The sequence below is a fragment of the Citrobacter sp. SX206 genome (genome assembly GCF_024181025.1).
GTDB classification, from domain to species: Bacteria; Pseudomonadota; Gammaproteobacteria; order Enterobacterales; family Enterobacteriaceae; genus Citrobacter; species Citrobacter youngae.
In genome coordinates, this window is record NZ_CP049738.1 from 1500621 (window position 1) to 1522617 (window position 21997).

Annotated in this window: 15 protein-coding genes; 7 read left to right on the plus strand and 8 right to left on the minus strand. The window is 52.4% G+C overall.

The genetic code is table 11. From position 1 onward, the window contains the following. Positions 1–8: 8 nt before the first annotated feature. The 5 genes from G8S19_RS07255 to atoS form a co-directional block, all read right to left on the minus strand. Positions 9–1331, minus strand: a complete 1323-nt coding sequence (locus G8S19_RS07255; protein ID WP_048211107.1) for a TIGR00366 family protein — start codon at positions 1329–1331, stop codon at positions 9–11. Beyond that, the gene (locus tag G8S19_RS07260; protein WP_253686388.1) at positions 1328–1978 is read right to left on the minus strand and encodes a 3-oxoacid CoA-transferase subunit B; all 651 of its coding nucleotides are present in this window, start codon (positions 1976–1978) and stop codon (positions 1328–1330) included. Before G8S19_RS07260 ends, G8S19_RS07255 begins: the two co-directional genes overlap by 4 nt. A 2-nt stretch (positions 1979–1980) precedes the next feature. After that, complete coding sequence (atoD, locus tag G8S19_RS07265) at positions 1981–2640, minus strand: acetate CoA-transferase subunit alpha (protein WP_121584838.1); 660 nt, start codon at positions 2638–2640, stop codon at positions 1981–1983. 196 nt (positions 2641–2836) lie between these two features. Next, positions 2837–4222, minus strand: coding sequence for an acetoacetate metabolism transcriptional regulator AtoC (gene atoC / locus G8S19_RS07270; RefSeq protein WP_048211110.1), 1386 nt, complete (start codon positions 4220–4222; stop codon positions 2837–2839). After that, positions 4219–6057, minus strand: a complete 1839-nt coding sequence (atoS, locus tag G8S19_RS07275) for a two-component system sensor histidine kinase AtoS (protein WP_048211111.1) — start codon at positions 6055–6057, stop codon at positions 4219–4221. The genes atoC and atoS overlap by 4 nt, the downstream gene beginning before the upstream one ends. 168 nt (positions 6058–6225) lie before the next feature. On the opposite strand from atoS, the gene rcsC reads away from it, so the two are divergent. Further along, positions 6226–9072 carry a two-component system sensor histidine kinase RcsC gene (rcsC, locus tag G8S19_RS07280; RefSeq protein ID WP_253686390.1) on the plus strand — a complete coding sequence of 949 codons (2847 nt, stop codon included), beginning with the start codon at positions 6226–6228 and terminating at the stop codon, positions 9070–9072. Positions 9073–9184: 112 nt separating this feature from the next. Here the strand turns inward: rcsC and rcsB are convergent, their stop codons facing one another. Together rcsB and rcsD are read right to left on the minus strand one after the other, a co-directional pair. Next, positions 9185–9835 carry a response regulator transcription factor RcsB gene (rcsB, locus tag G8S19_RS07285; protein ID WP_003027592.1) on the minus strand — a complete coding sequence of 217 codons (651 nt, stop codon included), beginning with the start codon at positions 9833–9835 and terminating at the stop codon, positions 9185–9187. 16 nt (positions 9836–9851) lie between these two features. Further along, positions 9852–12521, minus strand: coding sequence for a phosphotransferase RcsD (rcsD, locus tag G8S19_RS07290; RefSeq protein ID WP_101741539.1), 2670 nt, complete (start codon positions 12519–12521; stop codon positions 9852–9854). A gap of 741 nt (positions 12522–13262) precedes the next feature. Here rcsD and G8S19_RS07295 point away from each other — a divergent pair. The 6 genes from G8S19_RS07295 (at position 13263) to mgtE (ending at position 20589) form a co-directional block, all read left to right on the plus strand. Next, positions 13263–14363, plus strand: coding sequence for a porin OmpC (locus G8S19_RS07295; RefSeq protein WP_005129375.1), 1101 nt, complete (start codon positions 13263–13265; stop codon positions 14361–14363). Between the two features lie 115 nt (positions 14364–14478). Further along, a complete protein-coding gene (gene apbE / locus G8S19_RS07300) occupies positions 14479–15534 on the plus strand; it encodes an FAD:protein FMN transferase ApbE (protein ID WP_253686392.1) in 1056 nt (351 codons plus the stop codon). A 79-nt stretch (positions 15535–15613) separates the two neighbouring features. Next, complete coding sequence (gene ada / locus G8S19_RS07305; RefSeq protein WP_048211116.1) at positions 15614–16678, plus strand: bifunctional DNA-binding transcriptional regulator/O6-methylguanine-DNA methyltransferase Ada; 1065 nt, start codon at positions 15614–15616, stop codon at positions 16676–16678. Further along, on the plus strand, positions 16678–17328 hold the full coding sequence (gene alkB, locus G8S19_RS07310) for a DNA oxidative demethylase AlkB (RefSeq protein ID WP_124021790.1): 651 nt from the start codon (positions 16678–16680) through the stop codon (positions 17326–17328). The genes ada and alkB overlap by 1 nt, the downstream gene beginning before the upstream one ends. A 75-nt stretch (positions 17329–17403) precedes the next feature. Beyond that, positions 17404–19047 carry a multidrug ABC transporter permease/ATP-binding protein gene (locus G8S19_RS07315; protein ID WP_199985781.1) on the plus strand — a complete coding sequence of 548 codons (1644 nt, stop codon included), beginning with the start codon at positions 17404–17406 and terminating at the stop codon, positions 19045–19047. 105 nt (positions 19048–19152) lie between these two features. Beyond that, complete coding sequence (gene mgtE / locus G8S19_RS07320) at positions 19153–20589, plus strand: magnesium transporter (protein ID WP_048211119.1); 1437 nt, start codon at positions 19153–19155, stop codon at positions 20587–20589. On the opposite strand, the gene G8S19_RS07325 is transcribed toward mgtE, so the two are convergent. After that, a complete protein-coding gene (locus G8S19_RS07325) occupies positions 20552–21799 on the minus strand; it encodes a SulP family inorganic anion transporter (protein WP_253686394.1) in 1248 nt (415 codons plus the stop codon). The two genes, mgtE and G8S19_RS07325, sit on opposite strands and share 38 nt — an antisense overlap. Between the last annotated feature and the right edge of the window lie 198 nt (positions 21800–21997).

Genomic DNA, 21997 nt, shown 5'->3' on the forward strand with positions numbered 1-21997 from the left:
AATGGCTGTCAGAACAAGGTCAATCCAATGACAAAAATGACGCCTGAGAAGAGCAGGGCGGTGATGCAGTACCCCATGATGTCGCGCACCCCCAATCCGGCGATAGCCAATGCAGGTAGCGCCCAGAACGGCTGCGCCATGTTCATCCACTGCTCGCCATAGGCGATAGCCATCACTGACTTACCAAGATCGGCACCAAGCGCCTGAGCGGCGGGCATGACGAACGGTCCCTGAATAACCCAATGGCCGCCGCCGGATGGCACAGCAAAGTTAATCAGTGCTGAACTGAAGAAGGTCATCAGCGGGAAGGTGTCTTTGTTGGCGACGTTGATGAAGAACTCGGTAATCAATCCGCCGAGACCAGAGTGCTCCATCATCAGCTGAATACCGGCGTAGAAGGGGAACTGCACCAGGATGCCGGCGGTGCTCCGTGCGGCAGCGCTAACGGCACGCATATAGGCCATCGGCGTTTTATGCAGCAGCAGACCGGCAATCATAAACATCAGATTGACGGTGTTGATGGTGATGTTGAAGCCTTTCTCGGTGAAATAGAGGGCCAGATAAGCAATCCCTAATGCCCCGATGATCAGGGCCAGAATGCGGCTCTCTTCCAGTTTTTCCGATGGTGGAGCGTCGGGTGGCAGTTTTTTCTGGAAATCAGCTTCTTCCAGTAACAGCTTCGGATCGATGCTTACCACATCGGAAGGTTTTGGCGTCATCATGCGTGTGATGAACGGCATTACGACGATCAGTGCCACGGTGATGAAGATGTTGAAACCGGTAAATAGCGTGTCTGCGACCGGAATTAACCCTGCGACGTGCTCAACCGGGTTGCCTGGCGTTGCCGCCAGCAATGGCATTGAACCGGAGAAGCCACCCCCCCAGGTGAGAAAACCGATGTAGGCACAAGCAATCAGCAGGGGATAGTCGGAGCCGGGTACCCGGCGTGCGACTTCACGGGCAAACATCGCCCCCACTACCAGACCAAAACCCCAGTTGATGACGCAGGCGACTGAACCGAAAAACGTCACCAGCATGACACCCTGAGCGGGGGTTTTGGCGGCAGACGCCGCCGTACGCAGCAGGCTTTTCACCGGCCCGGAACTGGCTAACGCATGGCCTGTGACGATGATCAGCGCCATCTGCATACCAAACGCCAGCAGGTTCCAGAAACCATCACCCCAGAATCTCACCATGCTGACTGGCGTTTGTGGCGTCAGCCACAGCGCGATGCCGAAGGTCAACAGCGTTAGCAGCATGGCGAAAATTAGCGGATCAGGCAGCCAGCGGCTGACCACGCGCGTCATAAAACGAGCAATGCGGCCGATCATGCATCACCTCGCAGGATAATCAGCTCGGCGGCGACATCAAACTGCGCTTCGGTTTTTTCACGCAGCGTGGCGATATCGCATCCTTCCGCGATTTCCGTAAGCCACATTTTGCCGTCAATGAAGCGGAAAACGGCGAGTTCGGTGACCAGCATATGCACCGCATGTTGTGCCGTCAGCGGCATGGTGCAATGTCGGAGGATCTTCGCTGAGCCGTCTTTTGCGCAATGCTCCATGGCGATAATGACTTTACGCGCACCGGTTACCAGATCCATTGCGCCACCCATGCCGGGTACCATTTTTCCGGGAACGACCCAGTTAGCGAGGTTGGCCTGCTCATCGACCTGTAACCCACCGAGCACGCAGGCATCGACATGGCCCCCACGAATTAACGCAAACGACATGGCGCTATCAAACATGGCCGCGCCTGGCAAAATACCGCACGGTTGCCCACCAGCGTTTACCAGGTCGGGATTCGCAGTTGTGACCGGACCCAGACCGAGAAAACCATTTTCTGACTGCAATGTGATATGAATGTCAGCGGGCAGGTAGTTGGCAACCATCGTCGGCAGACCAATCCCCAGGTTGACGACATCCCCATCGTGAAGCTCAAGCGCCACACGGCGCGCAATACGTTGTTTAGCATCCATGATTAGCTCTCCTGTGGAATGACGATATGGTCGATAACGGCACCAGGGGTGACGATCTGGTCTGGCTGGAGTTCACCCATCTCGACCATTTCATCCGGTTCTACCAGTGTGATGTCGGCGGCAAGGGCAATCAGTGGGTTAAAATTACGGGCGCTAAGTTGATAGGTCAGGTTGCCAAGCGTGTCTGCGCGGTGTGCGCGGATCAGCGCCAGATCGGCACGTAATGGACGTTCGAGCAACCAGACTCTGCCATCGAGCGTCATGGTCTGCTTGCCATCTTCTACTACGGTGCCGACACCGGTTGGCGTCAGGAAACCGCCAAGGCCTGCGCCACCGCAGCGAATTTGCTCAATCAGAGTGCCTTGCGGCACCAGTTGTACGTCCATTTCGCCGGCAATCATGCGGCGACCGGTTTCAGGGTTGGTGCCAATGTGCGAGGCAATCACTTTGCTCACGCGACCGTTGACGATTAAGGGGCCGATACCGGTATCGACAAATGCGGTATCGTTGGCAATTAACGTCAAATCTCTGACGCCAGATTCAAGTAAGGCTTCGACAAGGCGAGGTGGCGTGCCAACCCCCATAAAACCGCCGACCATGATGGTCATGCCGTCACGAAAGAAGCTCGCTGCGTCTTGTAAAGTAATCAGTTTTGTTTTCATTATGTTTCCCTTTTGCATACTCCATTTTGGGTACGCTCAGGGAATTGCAAGCCGGGTGCCAGAATGATAAATGGTAAAATTATTTTTTAATTATTTGAATTTTATGGTTTATTTTTTATTGTCTGGCGAGAGGAAGGTGGAGTTGCTATGCAGAGTTTTGCGCAGTGTGCAAAATTCTGCATAGCAAATTTAGGTATCAGGAGCCTGACGGGTCAATGCCATACTCTTGCAATTTGTACATCAGAGCGCGCCGACTGATCCCCAGCATTAGCGCGGTGCGGGTGCGGTTGCCATCCTGATTGTCCAGCACCTCAAGGATGATGCGTTTTTCCTCACGCTTAATTTCTTCCTTCAGATTGCGTTCTCCGGTCTGAACTGCTTTTACTTCTGTTACGGTACTGACAGGTGATCGGAACTGCGCAGGCAGGTCTTCGGCAAAAATCACCGCGCCGGTATTCATGACCACTGCACGTTCGATGACGTTAGACAGTTCACGAATGTTTCCTGGCCATGGCCAGGCTGTAAGCATGGACATCGCCGTTGGATCGATCTCAATGATATCCCGCTGATTTTCTGAGCTAAATTTTTGTAAAAAGTGATTCGCTAACAGAGCGATGTCTTCGCGGCGTTCGCGTAACGGGGGAAGGGTCAGATGAATCACGTTGAGCCGGTAAAACAGGTCTTCACGGAACGTTCCTTCCTTCACCATTGTTTGCAGGCAGCGATTGGTGGCGGCAACAATACGGATATCGACGCGAATAGTTTGGTGTCCGCCGATGCGCTCGAACTCTCTTTCCTGCAAAATACGCAGCAGTTTGGCCTGCAGAACCAGCGGCATTTCACCAATCTCGTCGAGCAGAAGCGTTCCCTGATGCGCACGTTCGAACAGTCCCTGGCGTAGGGTTTGTGCACCGGTAAATGCCCCCTTTTCGTGACCAAACAGTTCGCTTTCCAGTAATGATTCCGGTAAGGCCGCACAGTTGATTTTGATAAAGGGACCGTTGGCGCGTCTGCTGTTGTAGTGGATGGCGCGGGCAATCAGCTCTTTTCCTGTGCCACTTTCACCGCTAATCAGTACGTTCGCCTGTGAGAGGGCGATTTTTGCCGTGTCTTTACAAATATCCATCATCACCGGGCTGTTAGTCAGGATATGCCCCCATTGCCAGCTGGTGCTTAGCGCCTGATGTAGATTGCGGATCTCCTGCTTCATTGCCTGAAGCTGTAGTGCGCGCTGAATGACCAGATTGAGCTCATCCAAATCAAAGGGTTTAATCACATAGTCAAACGCGCCGCTACGGAGAGCCTCCACTGCGGTCTCCACTTCGGCGTAGGCCGTCATCAGAATAACGGGGATCCGCGGCTGCTGGGCGCGCATGACTTTCAAAGCATCAATACCGTCCATCTCTGGCATGCGGATGTCCATCAGTACCACGTCAGGATGCGTATCAGCAAACAGAGTCAGCGCGGCTTTTCCATCGCTGGCGCAGTGCGTCTCATGCCCTTGCAGGGAAAACGCAGTGGCAAGCATACGGCGAACATTTTCTTCGTCATCAACGATGAGAATACGGTAGGTCGTTTTCATTCTGACGGATTTCCCTGCGGGTTAAGAGGTAAAATCAGGGTGAAGGTTGCGCCGCAGCCCGGCATACTTGTCACGTGGATATCCCCCTGATGCGCGTTGATAATGCGCTGGCTTAGCGCCAGTCCAAGACCCGTACCTGATGCTTTGGTCGTAAAGAAGGGGTCGAATATTTTCTTCTGAATGGCAATATCGATACCGTTGCCATTATCTTCAATCATCACCGCCTGCTGTGAGGCCGAGTATTGCCAGGTGCGGATTCGAATTTCGCCCCGTGCGGCTATCGCCTGCACCGCATTGATTAAAATATTGAGGATCACCTGCTTGAGGAGTTCGCGATCGGCGACGATGGCTGGCAGGCTGGTATCTAATTCCGTGGTAAACGTGATTCGAGCCTGTAGGCCCGCGGTTTGCACGAGGATCAGCGTTTCTTCAATCAACGCATTGAGCTGTACCTGCTGCCACTGGCTTTGTCGCGGGCGTGAGAAATCCAACAGTTGTTGGATGACTTTATTGATTGAGTCAATTTCGTTCAGCACAACGGATAAATATTCCTGATGTTCTGGTAAAGATGTTTGTTGGCGGATGATCTGTACATAGCCACGGATTGCCGTCAGCGGGTTACGTACCTCATGCGCCACTCCAGCCATCAACTCGCCGAGCGTCGCGAGCCTTTCCGTTTGTGCCAGCCGGCGCTGTGTCTCTTTGCGGGCCGTTAAATCAGAGAAGATCACCAGAGCTCCGATTAGTTCGCCATGCGCGTTATGGATCCTGCTGGTGGTGACGCTTATTTCAATAGTGCGGTCGCGGCCAGGAAAACTCACCTCCTGGGCGACATGTTCGGTGCCGTGCTCCAGCGTATCCAGTACCGGGCTGGAGAACTGAGTATCGGCAAAGAGGGTTGCATAGGGTTGCCCGACCAGTTCATGCAACTGATAGCCAGTGATTTGCTCTGCCGCCGGATTCATGGTGGTGACATCACCCTGTCTGTCGATGGCAATGACGCCGTCTGCTGCGTTCTCAATTATCAGGTCGTTAAGGGTTTTGGTTTCCCGAAGCGTTTGTGCCAGCGCATTGACGCTGCGGCTGATTTGCCCCAGTTCGCCGGGCAGTTCAGGCAGGCGGGCTGGTGTTTTTTGCGCCAGCGTGGAGAGGCCGTCGGTGATAATATCGATATTCGCACTGAGACGGCGAGAGAAAAGCACAATCAACAGCAGGCTACTGATGAGTCCGGCAGCCAGTACGGCAATGATCCTGACGTCCATTTTCCAGGCTTGCTGGCGGATATCTTCCGTTAGTTCATTCGCCCAGATATAGCCAATGACTTCACCTTGCCGTTCGATGGGGATCATGGAGTTGAGGATGTCGCCACGAACCTGTCGTCCGGAAAAAACCACAGGTGCGTTGCTGCGCATCACTTCGCGACCGGGGTGATCCTCGGTGATGGTGATACCGACATTACTTTGGTACAACGCAGAGGGGGCGTAGGTGATGATTGCATCCAGTGCTTTGTTGTAATACCCCGCACCTATGCCAGGAAATGCCTGGGTGATCCGTTCGGTGATGGGCCCCAACTCAAGATTCAGCGCCCGAATGCGCGCTTCACGCGGTAAATCCGCGTAGTGGCTAAAGCGATCGCCCAGCGCGCCGTTAAGCAGAGTGAGCACCGATGACAGTTTTTTCTCTTTTTCAGATAAGACTGCTGACCGGCCTTCGGTTTCTACGATATAACCAATAGAAATCGTCGGCACAATGACCATCAGAATGGCCATCATGATCATTTGGTTGCGTAAACGTCGCGGGTATAAACGACGCGTCAGCCATCTCAGCTTGCGCATTCTCACATCCGTGCAGTGTTTTTTAGGCAAACGACGATTATCAGGGGTTAAGACAACGGTGTCAGAGCGGTGTATCATATTCCCGTAAAGAGAGGGCATTGCGACGTCGGACATTTACCGCTACCTTAACCACACTCTATTGATATCCTGAGGCGGAGCTTCGCCCCTTTGAAATACCTTGCTTCCATTCATTCAACTCTAAAAGTCTCACGCTACCTGTTCAGAGCGCTGGCCTTACTGGTCTGGTGTCTGATTGCTTTTGCGTCGGTGTTCTACATTGTGAATGCGTTGCACCAGCGAGAGTCTGAGATCCGCCAGGAGTTTAATCTCAGCTCCGACCAGGCTCAACGCTACATTCAGCGTACTTCTGACGTGATAAAAGAGCTGAAATATATTGCTGAAAACCGATTAACGGCAGAAAACGGCGTGATGTCATTGCGGGCACGGGATGATAAAACCGTGGTGCCGAATTTTGAACCGCTGTTTGCCGATTCCGACTGTGCGGTGATGGGTAATGCCTGGCGTGGCTCGCTGGAGTCATTGGCGTGGTTTATGCGCTACTGGCGCGACAATTTCTCAGCGGCTTATGATTTGAACCGTGTGTTCCTGATCGGCAGCGATAACCTCTGTATGGCCAATTTTGGTCTGCGGGATATGCCTGTCGAACGTGACGAGGCGCTGAAAGCACTGCATGAGCGCATCATTAAGTATCGCAATGCGCCGCAGGAAGAAAACGGCAATAACCTGTTCTGGATAAGCCAGGGACCGCGTCCGGGCGTGGGGTATTTTTATGCGCTGACGCCGGTCTATCTTGCCAATCGTCTGCAGGCGTTGCTGGGTGTGGAACAGCCGATTCGTATGGAGAACTTCTTCACGCCGGGCAGTTTGCCGATGGGGGTGACAATCCTTGATGAAAATGGTCATGCGCTGATTTCACTCACCGGTCCTGAAGGCAATATTCAGTCTGAACCGCGCTGGATGCAGGAGCGCTCGTGGTTTGGCTACACGCCGGGTTTTCGCAATCTGGTGTTGAAGAAAAACCTGCCGCCATCATCGCTCAGTATTGTGTACTCCGTGCCGGTCGATCTGGTGCTGGAGCGGATACGCATGATGATCCTGAATGCGGTTCTGCTGAATGTGCTGGTAGGTGCGGCGTTGTTTATGCTGACGCGCATGTATGAGCGGCGTATTTTTATTCCAGCGGAAAGCGATGCCCAGCGCCTGGAAGAGCATGAACAGTTTAACCGTAAAATTGTGGCTTCTGCGCCGGTCGGTATTTGTATTCTGCGCACAATTGATGGCATTAACATTCTGAGCAACGAGCTGGCGCATACCTATCTCAACATGCTGACGCATGAAGACAGGCAACGGTTGACGCAAATTATCTGCGGCCAGCAGGTTAATTTCGTCGATGTGTTGACCAGCAATAATACCAATCTGCAAATCAGCTTTGTGCATTCACGTTATCGCAATGAGAACGTAGCCATATGCGTCCTGGTCGATGTGAGTGCGCGTGTGAAAATGGAAGAGTCGTTACAGGAGATGGCGCAGGCGGCGGAACAGGCCAGCCAGTCAAAATCAATGTTCCTTGCGACGGTGAGTCATGAACTACGCACGCCGCTGTATGGCATTATCGGCAACCTTGACTTGCTGCAAACGAAAGAACTGCCCAGCGGAGTGGATCGCCTGGTGACGGCGATGAATAACTCCTCCAGCCTGTTGTTGAAGATTATCAGCGATATTCTTGATTTCTCGAAAATTGAATCCGAACAGTTGAAGATTGAACCGCGCGAATTTTCACCGCGGGAAGTGATGAGCCATATTACGGCCAACTATCTGCCGCTGGTGGTACGCAAGCAACTGGGATTGTACTGTTTCATTGAGCCGGATGTGCCTGTGGCATTAAATGGCGATCCGATGCGCTTGCAGCAGGTCATTTCTAACCTGTTGAGTAATGCTATTAAATTCACCGATACCGGCTGTATTGTGCTGCACGTTCAGTGCAGCGGCGACTACCTCAGCATTCGTGTGCGTGATACTGGCGTGGGGATCCCGGCCAAAGAAGTCGTTCGTCTGTTCGATCCCTTCTTCCAGGTGGGGACGGGCGTGCAGCGTAATTTCCAGGGGACCGGGTTAGGTCTGGCTATCTGTGAAAAACTGATCAGCATGATGGACGGGGATATTTCCGTTGATTCTGAACCGGGGATGGGGAGCCAGTTTACGCTGCGGATACCGCTGTATGGAGCCCAGTATCCACAGAATAAAAGTGTGGACGGTCTTGCCAGTACCCGCTGCTGGCTGGCGGTGCGAAACGCGTCACTCTATCACTTTATCGAATCCAGCCTCACGCGTACCGGGATGACGGTGCTGCGTTATGAGGGGCAGCAACCTGATGCAAATGATGTATTGATTGCTGATGATGTGTTGGATCAGGCGTGGCAGGGACGAGCCACGGTGATTTTCTGTCGTCGCCACATTGGTATTCCGCTGGAAAGAACGCCTGGCGAGTGGGTGCACAGTGTGGCATCACCGCACGAGTTGCCAGCGCTGCTGGCGCATATCTACAGCGTTGAACTGGGCAGTGAAGCGCTTTCCACCGCACTGCCAGCTCCGGACAAAGTGGGAGCCACAAACGATGACATGATGATTCTGGTGGTTGACGATCATCCGATTAACCGTCGTTTACTGGCCGATCAGTTGGGATCGTTGGGGTATCAGTGTAAAACCGCCAACGACGGTGTGGACGCGCTCAATGTGTTGAGTAAAAACCATATTGATATCGTGCTTAGCGACGTCAACATGCCGAATATGGATGGTTATCGCTTGACGCAGCGTATTCGCCAACTGGGGTTAACGCTGCCGGTGATTGGTGTGACGGCCAATGCTCTGGCGGAAGAGAAGCAGCGTTGTCTGGAGTCGGGAATGGACAGTTGCTTATCCAAGCCAGTGACGCTAGACGTGCTGAAGCAGACGCTAACGGTCTATGCGGATCGCGTAAGAAAAACGCGGGGATAAAAGAGGCAGGGTAGCGGTGTTTGCCTTATCCGGCCTACAGAACATACACAACACTGTATTGTTCGTAGGCCAGATAAACACGGTGCCATCAGGCAGATGATATGAAACCGAATTACTCTTTGTCTGACGGGCTTAACGTCACGGATGACAGGTAATTCAGCAGGGCGATATCGTTTTCCACGCCGAGCTTCATCATTGCAGACTTTTTCTGGCTACTGATGGTTTTAATACTGCGATTGAGTTTTTTAGCGATTTCAGTCACCAGGAAGCCTTCGGCAAACAGGCGCAGAACTTCACTTTCTTTCGGTGACAGGCGTTTGTCGCCATAACCGCTGGCGCTGATTTTTTCCAGCAGGCGAGAGACGCTTTCCGGGGTGAATTTCTTACCTTTTTGCAGCGCCGCCAGCGCCTTCGGCAGGTCAGTTGGCGCACCTTGTTTCAGCACGATCCCTTCAATGTCGAGATCCAGTACCGCGCTCAGGATGGCCGGGTTGTTGTTCATGGTCAAAACGATGATCGACAGGCTCGGGAAATGGCGTTTGATATATTTAATTAACGTGATCCCATCACCATATTTATCTCCCGGCATTGAGAGATCGGTAATCAACACATGAGCATCTAATTTAGGCAAATTGTTGATCAGTGCAGTGGAGTCTTCAAATTCGCCGACAACGTTCACCCATTCGATTTGTTCAAGTGATTTACGAATACCGAACAGTACAATCGGATGGTCATCGGCAATAATTACGTTCATAGTGTTCATGTATTGGGCTACCTTGCTACAGCAAGCTCTTGACGTAAACGTCAATGTCGCTGATGTACTTTTCTATACCTGGAGCATCTTTCTCTTGAATAAGATGTTCCAGCGCTTCACATAACTGCTTGCCGGGTACCAGATTAAGCATGGCAAACACGCCTTTCAGGCGATGGGCCGTTTGGGCTAACGCAGCGAAATCGCTGGTTGCTGCCTCAGTATACAACCTCTTAACATCATCCGGTACTGTGTCTACAAAGAGTGCATAGTAACCACTGGCATGAAGTTCGGCGTTTTCATCACCGCCGAGGGGGAGTTCCTGGATCTCTTCTTGCGCCAGTTGTTCTTCTATTAGCTCCAGGACAGCTTCCTGCATAGCATTGCTCATATTAAAGTTGACGCGCAGCTGACCGGGGCCAATTTTTCGCACGCCAGACTCATCATCGCTTAAAAGCAAGCCCGAGGCAGTAAGATTAGACGGATTATCAGTGATAAAGAGATCATATTCTTGACTATTCAGTCGCTCATCGGGCGTGATGCAGGTTGCTCCCCAGTTTTCCAGCTGACGCAATACAATGCTGCGTACGTCATTCGAGGTGACGTCAACCATCACGCAGACGTCATCTAACAGCCGTTCTTCATTATCAGCATGTTGGTCATGCAGCGGCATCTTAACATGGACGATATAACGCGTTCCAAGTTCTTCCCGCGCTTTAATATTCAGATGTCCACCCAGTTTGCGCGCTAGCTGATCGCACAACCAGAACGTGAGTGGATTCGCTTTGCCATATCGATCGCTCTGCGTGTCATTGCTGAACGGAAAGTGCAGATTATCAATTTCATTCAGCGCGACGCCTTCCCCGGTATCCAGAATACGGAAGGTCAGACGCTCTGCCTCCGACTCATCCTGGTCGACGTCCAGCGTAATTTTGCCAATCTGCGTTGTGGTCACGGCATATTGGATGAGTAGCAGCAAAATACGACGCAGGGCATCGCGGTCGCCGCGGCGCTCATCATTGGCGCTCAGGTGATTTTTAATCAGCAGCTGTAACCCCTTACGCTTGATGGCGGGTAGTACTTCAGGCACTACGTCGTCAATTAACGCCTGCACGGAAAACAGCGTTGATTCACTTTTCCAGTCATCGCTTTCCAGAAGATTGGCCAACTGAATCTCATCGACCATACGTACCAGAACGTCTGCCTGGTTTGCCAGTTTGTGGCTGTCGGGCGTATTGAGTGCGGCAGCATTGGTGGCCAGCGTTTTGGCGGGATCTTTCAGTGCGCGACCAATGTTTTGCATAAAGGCGGCGCGAGCCTGTTGGTTTTTCTCATACAGTCGCTGCGCTTGTTTCAGCTTTTTATTTACCAGCACTTCGCGGTCCTGGTCGCGAATGATAAAGATCTGCGTGCGGGCTGAGATCTGGCTGCGGAACAGCCTGATCTCATACAATTCATTATTGATTGTGGCCTGGATTACCCCCTGATGCTGCTCCGCCATGCTGGTGATATTTTGCAGATTTAAATGTGGCAGCAGGTGGTCGGCAATTTTATTGCTGATAACCGTGCGGTTGGATTCCTGGTCGTGTACCAATAACCCCAGCGGCAGCAGCGAAACAATTTCTTCATTGATTGCACGAAGCACCCGGAGTTCATTATTTGCGGCAAGGTTTGGCGCCACTTCGTTTGAGCGGGCAGGGAGGTGGCGGAAAGTGGTATAGCCAAACAGCGCCAGCGCCAGCAGAGCGATATTCAGTAACAGCGGCAGCAGAATGCTTTGCAGCGTATCAAGCAGTAATGAACCAAAGGGAACCTGCCAGACCAGTCGCATATCCGTTGAATTTAGCGCTGAAGAGATCTCAATCTTGCTATTGTTAAAGTTGATGCTGACGCTGTCAGGCGACTCTTTTTCACTGAGATGTTCAGCCGTAGACGTGGCATCGGGCTCCAGGTGAAAGCTGTCCAACTGCATGCCCGGGGGGATCAAATCATTAATCGGCAGGTCAAACGCGACCACGGTTGCCAGATGCCCTGGCTGATTAAAGGTTGTGCGTAACGTGAAGTAATGACCGTTTTGCCAGACCAGCCGGCGAAGGGACGAGAAGCTTTCACGCTCATCGAGCGCATTGGCCTGTTGTAACATCTCAGCGCGGCGCGAGTCGACAATGTTGCCAATTGTCGATTCTTTAAAGCCGGAGGTGAGATCTTTCAGCGGCAATGTTGAGATAAGAATCAGGCTATTGTCCTGACCATTCAGATAATACATAGACCATGGGACATTCTCCGCGCCCCACAGTGTATCCAGATAGGTTGAGATCCGCTGGGTCATTTCCAGCGTAGAACTGTCATGCGAGCCGAAAATCAGCGCTTCAGTCTTTCTACGGGGTTTTTCAAGATAGTAGACATCTTGCTTGAGTCGGGTTTCCTGTAACCCGTCGGCAGTCGATGAGTTGGTTGTCGCTGCAATATTGTCATAGATTTGCCAGGTCACGTATCGCCAGGTATCTACCCTTTTATGAATAGCGTGGGTGATATCGACAATCTGATAGCTCTTATCTTTAAGCCAGGTGTTGACCGCGCTCTGGACCATCACGCCCATCATCACCAACAGCACCACGATCAGTAATAAGAAGAAACGGGTAATACTTCCCGGAAGCAGGGAGAATCGGGTAGAAGCCGTTGTGTCAGACTGACTCATTCGTGTTTATGACCTGTTAAAACGACGCTATAGATGAAGGGGCAGTATAAAGGGTAATGTATGAATTGCCATACTTACGCAACATCTGCGGAGCTGCGTTTTTTATTGCTGTGTATCGTTGCCAGGCAGGCAATGCAAACGTGTACAGCCGGTCACTATCAGTACAAATAAAGGTATGAAACCTACAGATTTAGCATTAAATAACAAGAAATTATTTACCTGATTTATATGCGATGGTGAACAGGTGAGATAGTTAATAGTCGTTATAGTTTTTCATCGGTAGCACAGAACCGCGATGTTTGTGTAAAGAAGGGTAAAAAAAAACCGAACGCAGAGCATTCGGTTGAAATAGGGGTAAACAGACATTCATGAATGAATGACGGTAATAAATAAAGTTAATGATGATAGCGAGTCTATTTTAGTTGCGAGTGAAGATTTTGTTTTATCATTCAGTGCTATGGCTGCTCTTTGTGTAATTTATTGATTTATATATATTTTGTAATAGTTCTTGACTATTCGTGCTTATTCTCTCCATTTTCTTAATTAAAAAAAGTTCCCTTTTGTTAATGTTTTGAAACATCTACATAGATAAATGAAACATCTTTAAAGTATTAGTATCATATTCGTGTTGGATTATTCTGTGTTTTTGCGGAGAATGAAGTTGCCGACTGGTTAATGAGGGTTAGCCAGTGAGCAGTGGCATAAAAAAGCAATAAAGGCATATAACAGAGGGTTAATAACATGAAAGTTAAAGTACTGTCCCTCCTGGTACCGGCTCTGCTGGTAGCAGGCGCAGCAAATGCGGCTGAAATTTACAACAAAGACGGCAACAAATTAGATCTGTACGGTAAAGTCGACGGTCTGCACTATTTCTCTGATGACTCTACTAAAGATGGTGATCAGACCTATATGCGTATCGGCTTCAAAGGTGAAACCCAGGTTAACGACCAACTGACCGGTTACGGCCAGTGGGAATACCAGATCATGGGTAACTCCTCTGAAAACGAAAACAACGCCTGGACGCGTGTCGCGTTTGCCGGTCTGAAATTCGCTGATGCAGGTTCTTTCGACTACGGTCGTAACTACGGCGTGGTTTATGACGTCACGTCCTGGACCGACGTTCTGCCGGAATTCGGCGGCGATACCTACGGTTCTGACAACTTCATGCAGCAGCGTGGTAACGGCTTTGCAACCTACCGTAACACCGATTTCTTCGGTCTGGTTGATGGTCTGAACTTTGCCCTGCAGTACCAGGGTAAAAACGGTAGTCCGGAAGGTGAAGGCATGACCGGCGTGACTGGCAACGGTCGTGACGCACTGAATCAGAACGGTGACGGCGTCGGCGGATCTATCACTTATGATATCGGTGAAGGCTTCTCCCTGGGTACCGCGGTCACCAGCTCCAAACGTACTGATGAGCAGAACAAGCTGAACTTCGGTACCGGCGATCGTGCTGAAACCTACACTGGCGGTCTGAAATACGACGCGAACAATGTGTACCTGGCAGCACAGTACACCCAGACCTACAACGCAACGCGTGCAGGTAAACTGGGCTGGGCTAACAAAGCACAGAACGTTGAAGCTGTTGCGCAGTACCAGTTCGACTTCGGTCTGCGTCCGTCCGTGGCTTACCTGCAGTCAAAAGGTAAAGATCTGGACAACGGCTACGGCGACCAGGATATCCTGAAATATGTTGATGTTGGCGCGACCTACTACTTCAACAAAAACATGTCTACCTATGTTGATTACAAAATCAACCTGCTGGATGACAACCAGTTCACCCGTAATGCAGGTATCTCTACCGATGATATCGTAGCACTGGGTCTGGTTTACCAGTTCTAATCTGTATCTATTTCTATCAAAGGCCCTACGGGGCCTTTTTTAATGCCGTTTTTCTGACGTACAAACACTCTTTTTTGGTGTACTCTTGCGCCCGTTTTCATAAGGGTAATCACGTATGGATATGATTTTTTGTCGTGCAGCGCTCCTGGCTGTAACACTCTTTTTTGTCGGGTGCGATGAGGCCCCGAAATCAACCCAGACCCCGTCCTCAACCGCGACAGTCCTGGAAGGCAAAACCATGGGTACTTTCTGGCGGGTCAGTGTGGTTGGCGTGGATGCCAAACGTGCCGGGGAGTTGCAGGTGAAGATCCAGACTCAGCTCGATGCTGATGATCAACTGCTTTCTACCTATAAGAATGATTCTGCGCTGATGCGTTTTAACCTGTCAAACAGCCTGTCACCGTGGCCGGTGAATGATGCGCTGGCGGATATTGTGACATCGGCGTTACGTATTGGCGCAAAAACCGACGGCGCGATGGACATCACCGTCGGTCCGTTGGTCAACCTGTGGGGCTTTGGTCCACAGCAGCAACCGCTGCATACTCCTGTGCAGGCAAGAATTGATGCGGCAAAAGCGCAAACCGGGCTTTCACATCTGAAGGTTGTTAATAAGGCGCACCAGAATTATCTGCAGAAAGATCTGCCGGCACTGTACGTTGATCTCTCCACCGTGGGGGAAGGGTATGCGGCTGACCATCTGGCGCGATTGATGGAACAGGAAGGGATCGCCCGCTATCTGGTTTCTGTTGGCGGCGCGCTGAATAGCCGTGGAATGAATGCCGAGGGGCAACCGTGGCGTGTGGCAATACAGAAACCGACCGATCGTGAAAACGCGGTCCAGGCGATTGTCGATATCAATGGGCATGGTATCAGCACCTCCGGTAGCTATCGCAACTATTACGAACTGGATGGCAAGCGTCTTTCCCATGTCATCGATCCGCAAACCGGCCGTCCGATTGAACACAATCTGGTCTCTGTGACGGTGATTGCACCCACGGCGCTGGAGGCTGATGGTTGGGATACCGGGCTAATGGTGCTTGGCCCGCAAAAAGCCAAAGAGGTTGTGCGTCGCGAAGGGTTAGCGGTGTATATGATTGTTAAAGAAGGCGAAGGGTTTAGCACCTGGATGTCGCCGCAGTTTAAAAGCTTCCTGGTCAGCGAAAAAAATTAAAAAGCAAGATTGCGGGTTTTTATAACCCGCAATGCGGACACACTGAGGCTAAGCGCTATGCTTAACAAAGGAGTCCATCATGACAAATCTCTTACACATCACTGATGATGAACGCTGGCAGTCTGTGCTGGATCGTGACGCCAGGGCTGACGGTCAGTTTGTTTTTGCTGTTCAGACTACAGGCATTTTTTGTCGACCGTCCTGTCGGGCAAAACATGCGCTGCGCAAAAATGTCAGTTTCTTCGCGGATGCCGAGCAGGCACAGGCGGCAGGGTTTCGTCCCTGCAAACGCTGCCGGCCGGACAAAGATAGCGCGCAACAGCAGCGGCTGGACAAAATAGCCCACGCCTGTCAGTTACTGGAGCAGGAGTCCCCCCTCACACTGGAGGCTCTTGCGCAGCATGTTGCGATGAGCCCGTTTCACCTGCATCGCCTGTTCAAAGCCACCACCGGGATGACCCCCAAAGCCTGGCAACAGTCGTGGCGTGCCCGTCGCCTGCGTGACGCGCTGGCAAAAGGCGCACCGGTCACGCAGGCGATTCTTGACGCCGGATTCCCCGACAGCAGCAGCTATTACCGCAAAGCGGATCAGGCGTTAGGCATGACCGCCAGGCAATTTCGTCAAGGCGGCGGTAATGTTTCTGTGCGCTATACCCTCACAGATTGCGCCCTCGGCCGTTGCCTGGTGGCGGAAAGTGAACGGGGTATCTGCGCGATCTTGCTGGGCGACGACGATGCTACGCTGATAGCAGAATTGCATGAACTGTTTCCGACGGCACGTGACGAGCCCGCCGATACGGAGTTTCAACAACATGTGCGTGAGGTGATCGCCGTGATTAACACGCGCAATACCGCACTGTCACTGCCGCTGGATATTCAGGGAACCGCCTTTCAGCAGCAGGTATGGCAAGCGCTGCGGGCAATCCCCTGTGGTGAGACGGTGAGTTATCAGCAACTTGCCAGCACTATCGGCAAGCCGAAGGCGGTGCGTGCCGTAGCCAGCGCCTGCGCGGCGAACAAGCTGGCGATTGTGATCCCGTGTCACCGCGTAATCCGCGGTGATGGCGCGCTTTCTGGCTATCGTTGGGGAATAACGCGCAAGGCGCAACTGTTGCAACGTGAAGCCACCCGCGAGGAAACGTAATGCTCGATCTCTTTGCAGATGAGAAACCCTGGCACGAGCCGCTGGCGTCAGGTGCGGTGATTTTGCGGCGCTTTGCATTTGAATCCGCCCCCGCTTTACTGCGGGCAATCGCGGCGACAGCCAGACAGTCGCCGTTTCGCCAGATGGTCACCCCTGGCGGTTATACGATGTCGGTAGCCATGACGAATTGCGGCCATCTGGGCTGGACAACGGATCAACATGGCTACCTCTATTCACCGGTCGATCCATTAACCGGCGTTCACTGGCCGCCATTACCCGAGGTCTTTGCTGAGCTGTGCCAACAGGCGGCAACGGCCGCAGGCTATCCTGATTTTCAACCGGATGCTTGCCTTATTAATCGCTATACGCCGGGGGCAAAACTGTCTTTACATCAGGATAAAGATGAGCCTGACCTGCGAGCGCCTATCGTCTCTGTATCGCTGGGCCTGCCGGCGATTTTTCAGTTTGGCGGCTTACGGCGCAACGATCCCTTAAAGCGAGTATTGCTGGAGCATGGTGATGTGGTGGTATGGGGGGGAAACTCGCGGCTGTTTTATCATGGCGTCCAGCCGCTTAAGACGGGGTATCATCCATTGACGGGAGATTGTCGTTATAACCTTACGTTTCGCCAGGCAGGTAAAAAAGAATAAAAATAAGAATTATTATTGCTGTCAGCGAAGAGATGTTTAAACTGCGGGCTGTTATTACTTGTCCGGGTTGTTTGCATGGAACTTTTACTTCTTGTCTGGCGGCAGTATCGCTGGCCATTTATCAGCGTCATGGCGCTCAGCCTTGTCAGTGCCGCGCTGGGGATTGGGCTGATTGCGTTTATTAATCAGCGCCTGATTGAAACGGTTGACACCACGCTGATGGTGCTACCGGAGTTTCTTGGCCTGCTGCTGTTACTGATGGTCGTCACCCTCGGTTCACAGCTGGCGCTCACCACGCTGGGGCACCACTTTGTCTACCGTCTGCGTAGCGAATTTATCAAACGAATTCTGGACACCCACGTCGAGCGTATCGAGCAAATCGGTAGCGCCTCGTTACTGGCCGGTTTAACCAGCGATATCCGTAACATTACCATTGCCTTTGTCCGCCTGCCTGAGCTGGTACAGGGGATTATTTTGACCGTGGGGTCGGCGGCGTATCTGGCGATGCTGTCGACTAAAATGCTGCTGGTGACGGCAATCTGGATGGCAATCACCATCTGGGGCGGATTTGTGCTGGTGGCGCGGGTGTATAAACACATGGCCACCCTGCGCGAAACTGAAGATAAGTTGTACAACGATTATCAAACGGTGCTGGAAGGGCGCAAAGAGCTGACGCTCAACCGGGAACGTGCTGAGTATATCTTTAACCAGCTGTACGTCCCGGATGCCAAAGAGTACCGTCATCATATTATCCGTGCCGATACCTTCCACCTGAGCGCGGTCAACTGGTCGAACATTATGATGCTGGGCGCTATTGGCCTGGTGTTCTGGATGGCCAACAGTCTGGGCTGGGCGGATACCGCCGTGGCGGCGACCTATTCGCTGACGCTGCTATTCCTGCGCACGCCGCTGCTCTCTGCCGTCGGCGCGCTGCCAACGCTGCTGACTGCACAGGTGGCGTTCAACAAGCTGAATAAGTTCTCCCTGGCCCCCTTCAGGGCTGAATTCCCACGGCCAACCGCATTTCCGGACTGGCAAACGCTGGAGTTGCGCGACGTGGTTTTCCGCTATCAGGATAATGTGTTCGCCGTTGGGCCAGTGAATCTGACCATTCGTCGTGGTGAACTGATCTTCCTGATTGGCGGTAACGGCAGTGGGAAATCTACGCTGGCGATGTTGCTGACCGGGCTATACCAGCCGCAGTCTGGTGAGATTTTACTGGATGGCAAGGCGGTTGCTGTCGAAAAACCGGAGGACTACCGCAAGCTGTTCTCCGCGGTGTTTACCGACGTCTGGCTGTTTGACAAATTGCTGGGACCTGAAGGCAGAGACGCTTCTCCGGCGCTGGTAGCGAAGTGGCTGGATCATCTGCAAATGGCGCACAAGCTGGAACTGAACGACGGGCGCATTCTCAACCTGAAGCTGTCGAAAGGGCAGAAAAAGCGTGTGGCGCTGTTGCTGGCCTTAGCAGAGGAGCGCGACATCATTCTGCTGGATGAATGGGCCGCCGATCAGGATCCGCATTTCCGCCGGGAGTTTTATCAGGTCCTGTTACCGCTGATGCAGGAAATGGGTAAAACCATCTTCGCCATTAGTCATGACGATCACTACTTTATTCATGCCGACCGTTTGCTGGAAATGCGTAATGGGCAATTGAGTGAACTGCTGGGCGATGAACGCGATGCGGCTTCGCGCGATGCGGTGGCTCGCACAGCATAATCCCACATGCCGCCGGTTTTTTATCCACCCGGCGGCCTCGTTTATTGTTATTTACATAATTCGGCATCATGATTGATGATATTTCATATCATGGATTTATGATTAATGTCCGCAATAAACAAAAACAGCGCCAGGCTACGTGATGAAGAGCGTGCGCGTCTAATCTGGCTGCTGACCACTGATAAAGCCATTATTTCAACACTGTTGGGCAAGCTTACCCTGGCTGAGCAATATGACGTCGGCACGTTAGCCGACGATATTGCTGAGGTAGGGGCTCTGGTGGCGCATCTGCCGCCACCCGATCTGGCCGATACCCTTGAAGCACTGCCCTCCGAAGAGCGTCACGCCCTGTGGCGACTGGTCGAAAGTGAAAAACGCGGCAACGTCCTGCTTGAAGCATCAGAAAATGTGTGGGATGACCTGATCGACGAGATGAGCGACCGCGAGCTACTGGATGCGCTGCAATATCTCGATATCGACGAACAGATTTATCTGGTACAGCATTTACCCCGTAACCTTACCGGTCGACTGCTGGCATCATTGCCTGCTGAAGAGCGTGCGCGCGTACGTCAGGTGCTGCACTACGAGAAGAATCGCGTCGGTGCGATCATGGAGTTCGAAGTCATCACCGTACGTCCGGACGTGACGCTGGAAGTGGTGCAGCGGTACTTGCGGCGGCTGGGAAAAATGCCGGAGAACACCGATAAACTCTTCGTAACCGATCGCAATAAAGTGCTGGTGGGTGAACTGACGCTAACCTGTATTCTGCTCAATGACGTGCAGCGTAAAGTCAGCGAAGTGATGGAGGATGATCCGCTCACATTTTCTCCGGAAGATATCGCCGAGAATGCTGCGCGTACGTTTGAACGTGACAACCTGGTCAGTGCTGCGGTGGTTGATCCCTCAGGCAAACTGATGGGACGCTTAACCATCGATGAGATCGTCGACGTGGTTTATGAAGAAACCGATACCGATCTGCGTCGAATGGGGGGCTTAAGTGCCGAAGAGGATGTATTCGCTCCGGTTACTAAAGCGGTAAAAACCCGTTGGGCGTGGCTGGCAATTAATCTCTGTACCGCTTTTATCGCCTCGCGGGTAATCGACGGTTTCGAGCACACCATTTCACAACTGGTGGCGCTGGCCTCGCTGATGCCGATTGTGGCAGGGATTGGCGGTAATACGGGTAATCAGACCATCACCATGATTGTCCGGGCGCTGGCGTTGCAGAATATTCAGCCCGGCAACCTGACGTTTCTGATCCTGCGTGAGATGGGGGTAGCGCTGATCAACGGCCTTGTCTGGGGCGGCATCATGGGCGGCATCACCTGGTGGCTGTACGATGATATGGCGCTGGGCGGCGTGATGACCCTGGCAATGATGCTCAATCTGCTGATGGCGGCGCTGATGGGCGTTATCATTCCGATGACGATGGTGAAGCTCGGGCGCGATCCGGCGGTCGGCTCCAGCGTCATGATTACCGCTATCACCGACACCGGCGGATTCTTTATTTTTCTGGGTCTGGCGACGCTGTTTTTGATGTAGACGCCCGTTTCCTACTGACGATGCGCGGCAGTATCAACATCGTGATCACGCCGGCAACCACGCCAATCGCCAGGTTGCCGGTAGAGACTGTCGCGGCGACGGTAACCAACATTGCCAGCGTTTCGGTGACCGGCATGTTGGTCAGCGTCGCGGGTCGGATGCTGTGCCAGCTAAACGTTTTTACCGCCACAATCACCATAATTCCCGCCAGTACTGACATTGGTATCTTTGCCATCACCTCGCTGAGTGCGGTGACGAGCAGCAGCAAGACCAGGCTGGCGGCAAACGTGGAAACGCGGCTGCGAGCTTTCCCCATCTCAACGTTGACAATCGTTTGACCAATCATCGCACACCCGGCGATGCCGCCATAAAATCCGGCCAGAATATTGGCTATCCCCAGCCCGGCACTCTCGCGATTCTTATTCGACGGCGTCACCGTCAGGTCATCCACCAGACGGGCAGTTAACAGCGACTCCATCAAACCAACAAAAGCGATGCTCAGCGCGCAGGGCCAGATAATCGCCAGCGTTTGCAGGTTGAGCGGAACCAACAACTGGGTGAAACCCGGCAGACCGCCGCTCATTGAACCTTCGTCACCGACGGTCGGTAACAGTTGCCCGCTGGTGACAGTGAACACCGTCAGCAGCACGATAGCGATCAGCGGCGCGGGGATGGCTTTGATAAACCGCGGAACCCACAGCACAATCAGCAGCGTCAGGACGAACAGCCCCCAGATGAGCGGGCTTTTCCCCCAGAAATGCGGGACCTGGGCAAAGAAAATCAAAATACCCAGCGCGTTGACAAATCCTGTCATCACGGCCGTAGGGATGAACCGCATCAAACGCGCCATTCCTGACACACCAAACAGGATCTGAATAATCCCGGCCAGCACTACCGCAGGCAGGATGTACTGCACGCCGTGTTGATGCACCATCGGGCCAATGACTAATGCAACCGATCCTGCAGCGGCGGTAACCATTGCCGGACGCCCACCTAAAAAGGACATCGCCAGGCACAGTACGACCGAGGCTATCAGGCTGACTTTCGGATCGACGCCAGCAATAACGGAAAAAGAGATCACTTCCGGGATCAGCGCCAGGGCGGTTACCACACCGGCCAGCGTTTCACGAACCAGCAGGCGGGGGTGGCGTAACACGGTGTGGGTGGTGTGTTCTGCCACCGCGGCAGGGGAAGAGTGTGTTGCAGACATAGTTACTCTCAGGTCAGAAAAGGCCTGATGACAGCAGACCGACAGGCATCCGTGCGGTGAATAGCAAAGCGCAGCATAGTACCCGTCTGACGGGGAGGTTTCCAGAAATGATTGTCAATAACCATATAAAGAATAAACGTATTAATAACATTTTTAAAATTTAAATATAATTTATAAACAATATTTAATTATTTTTAC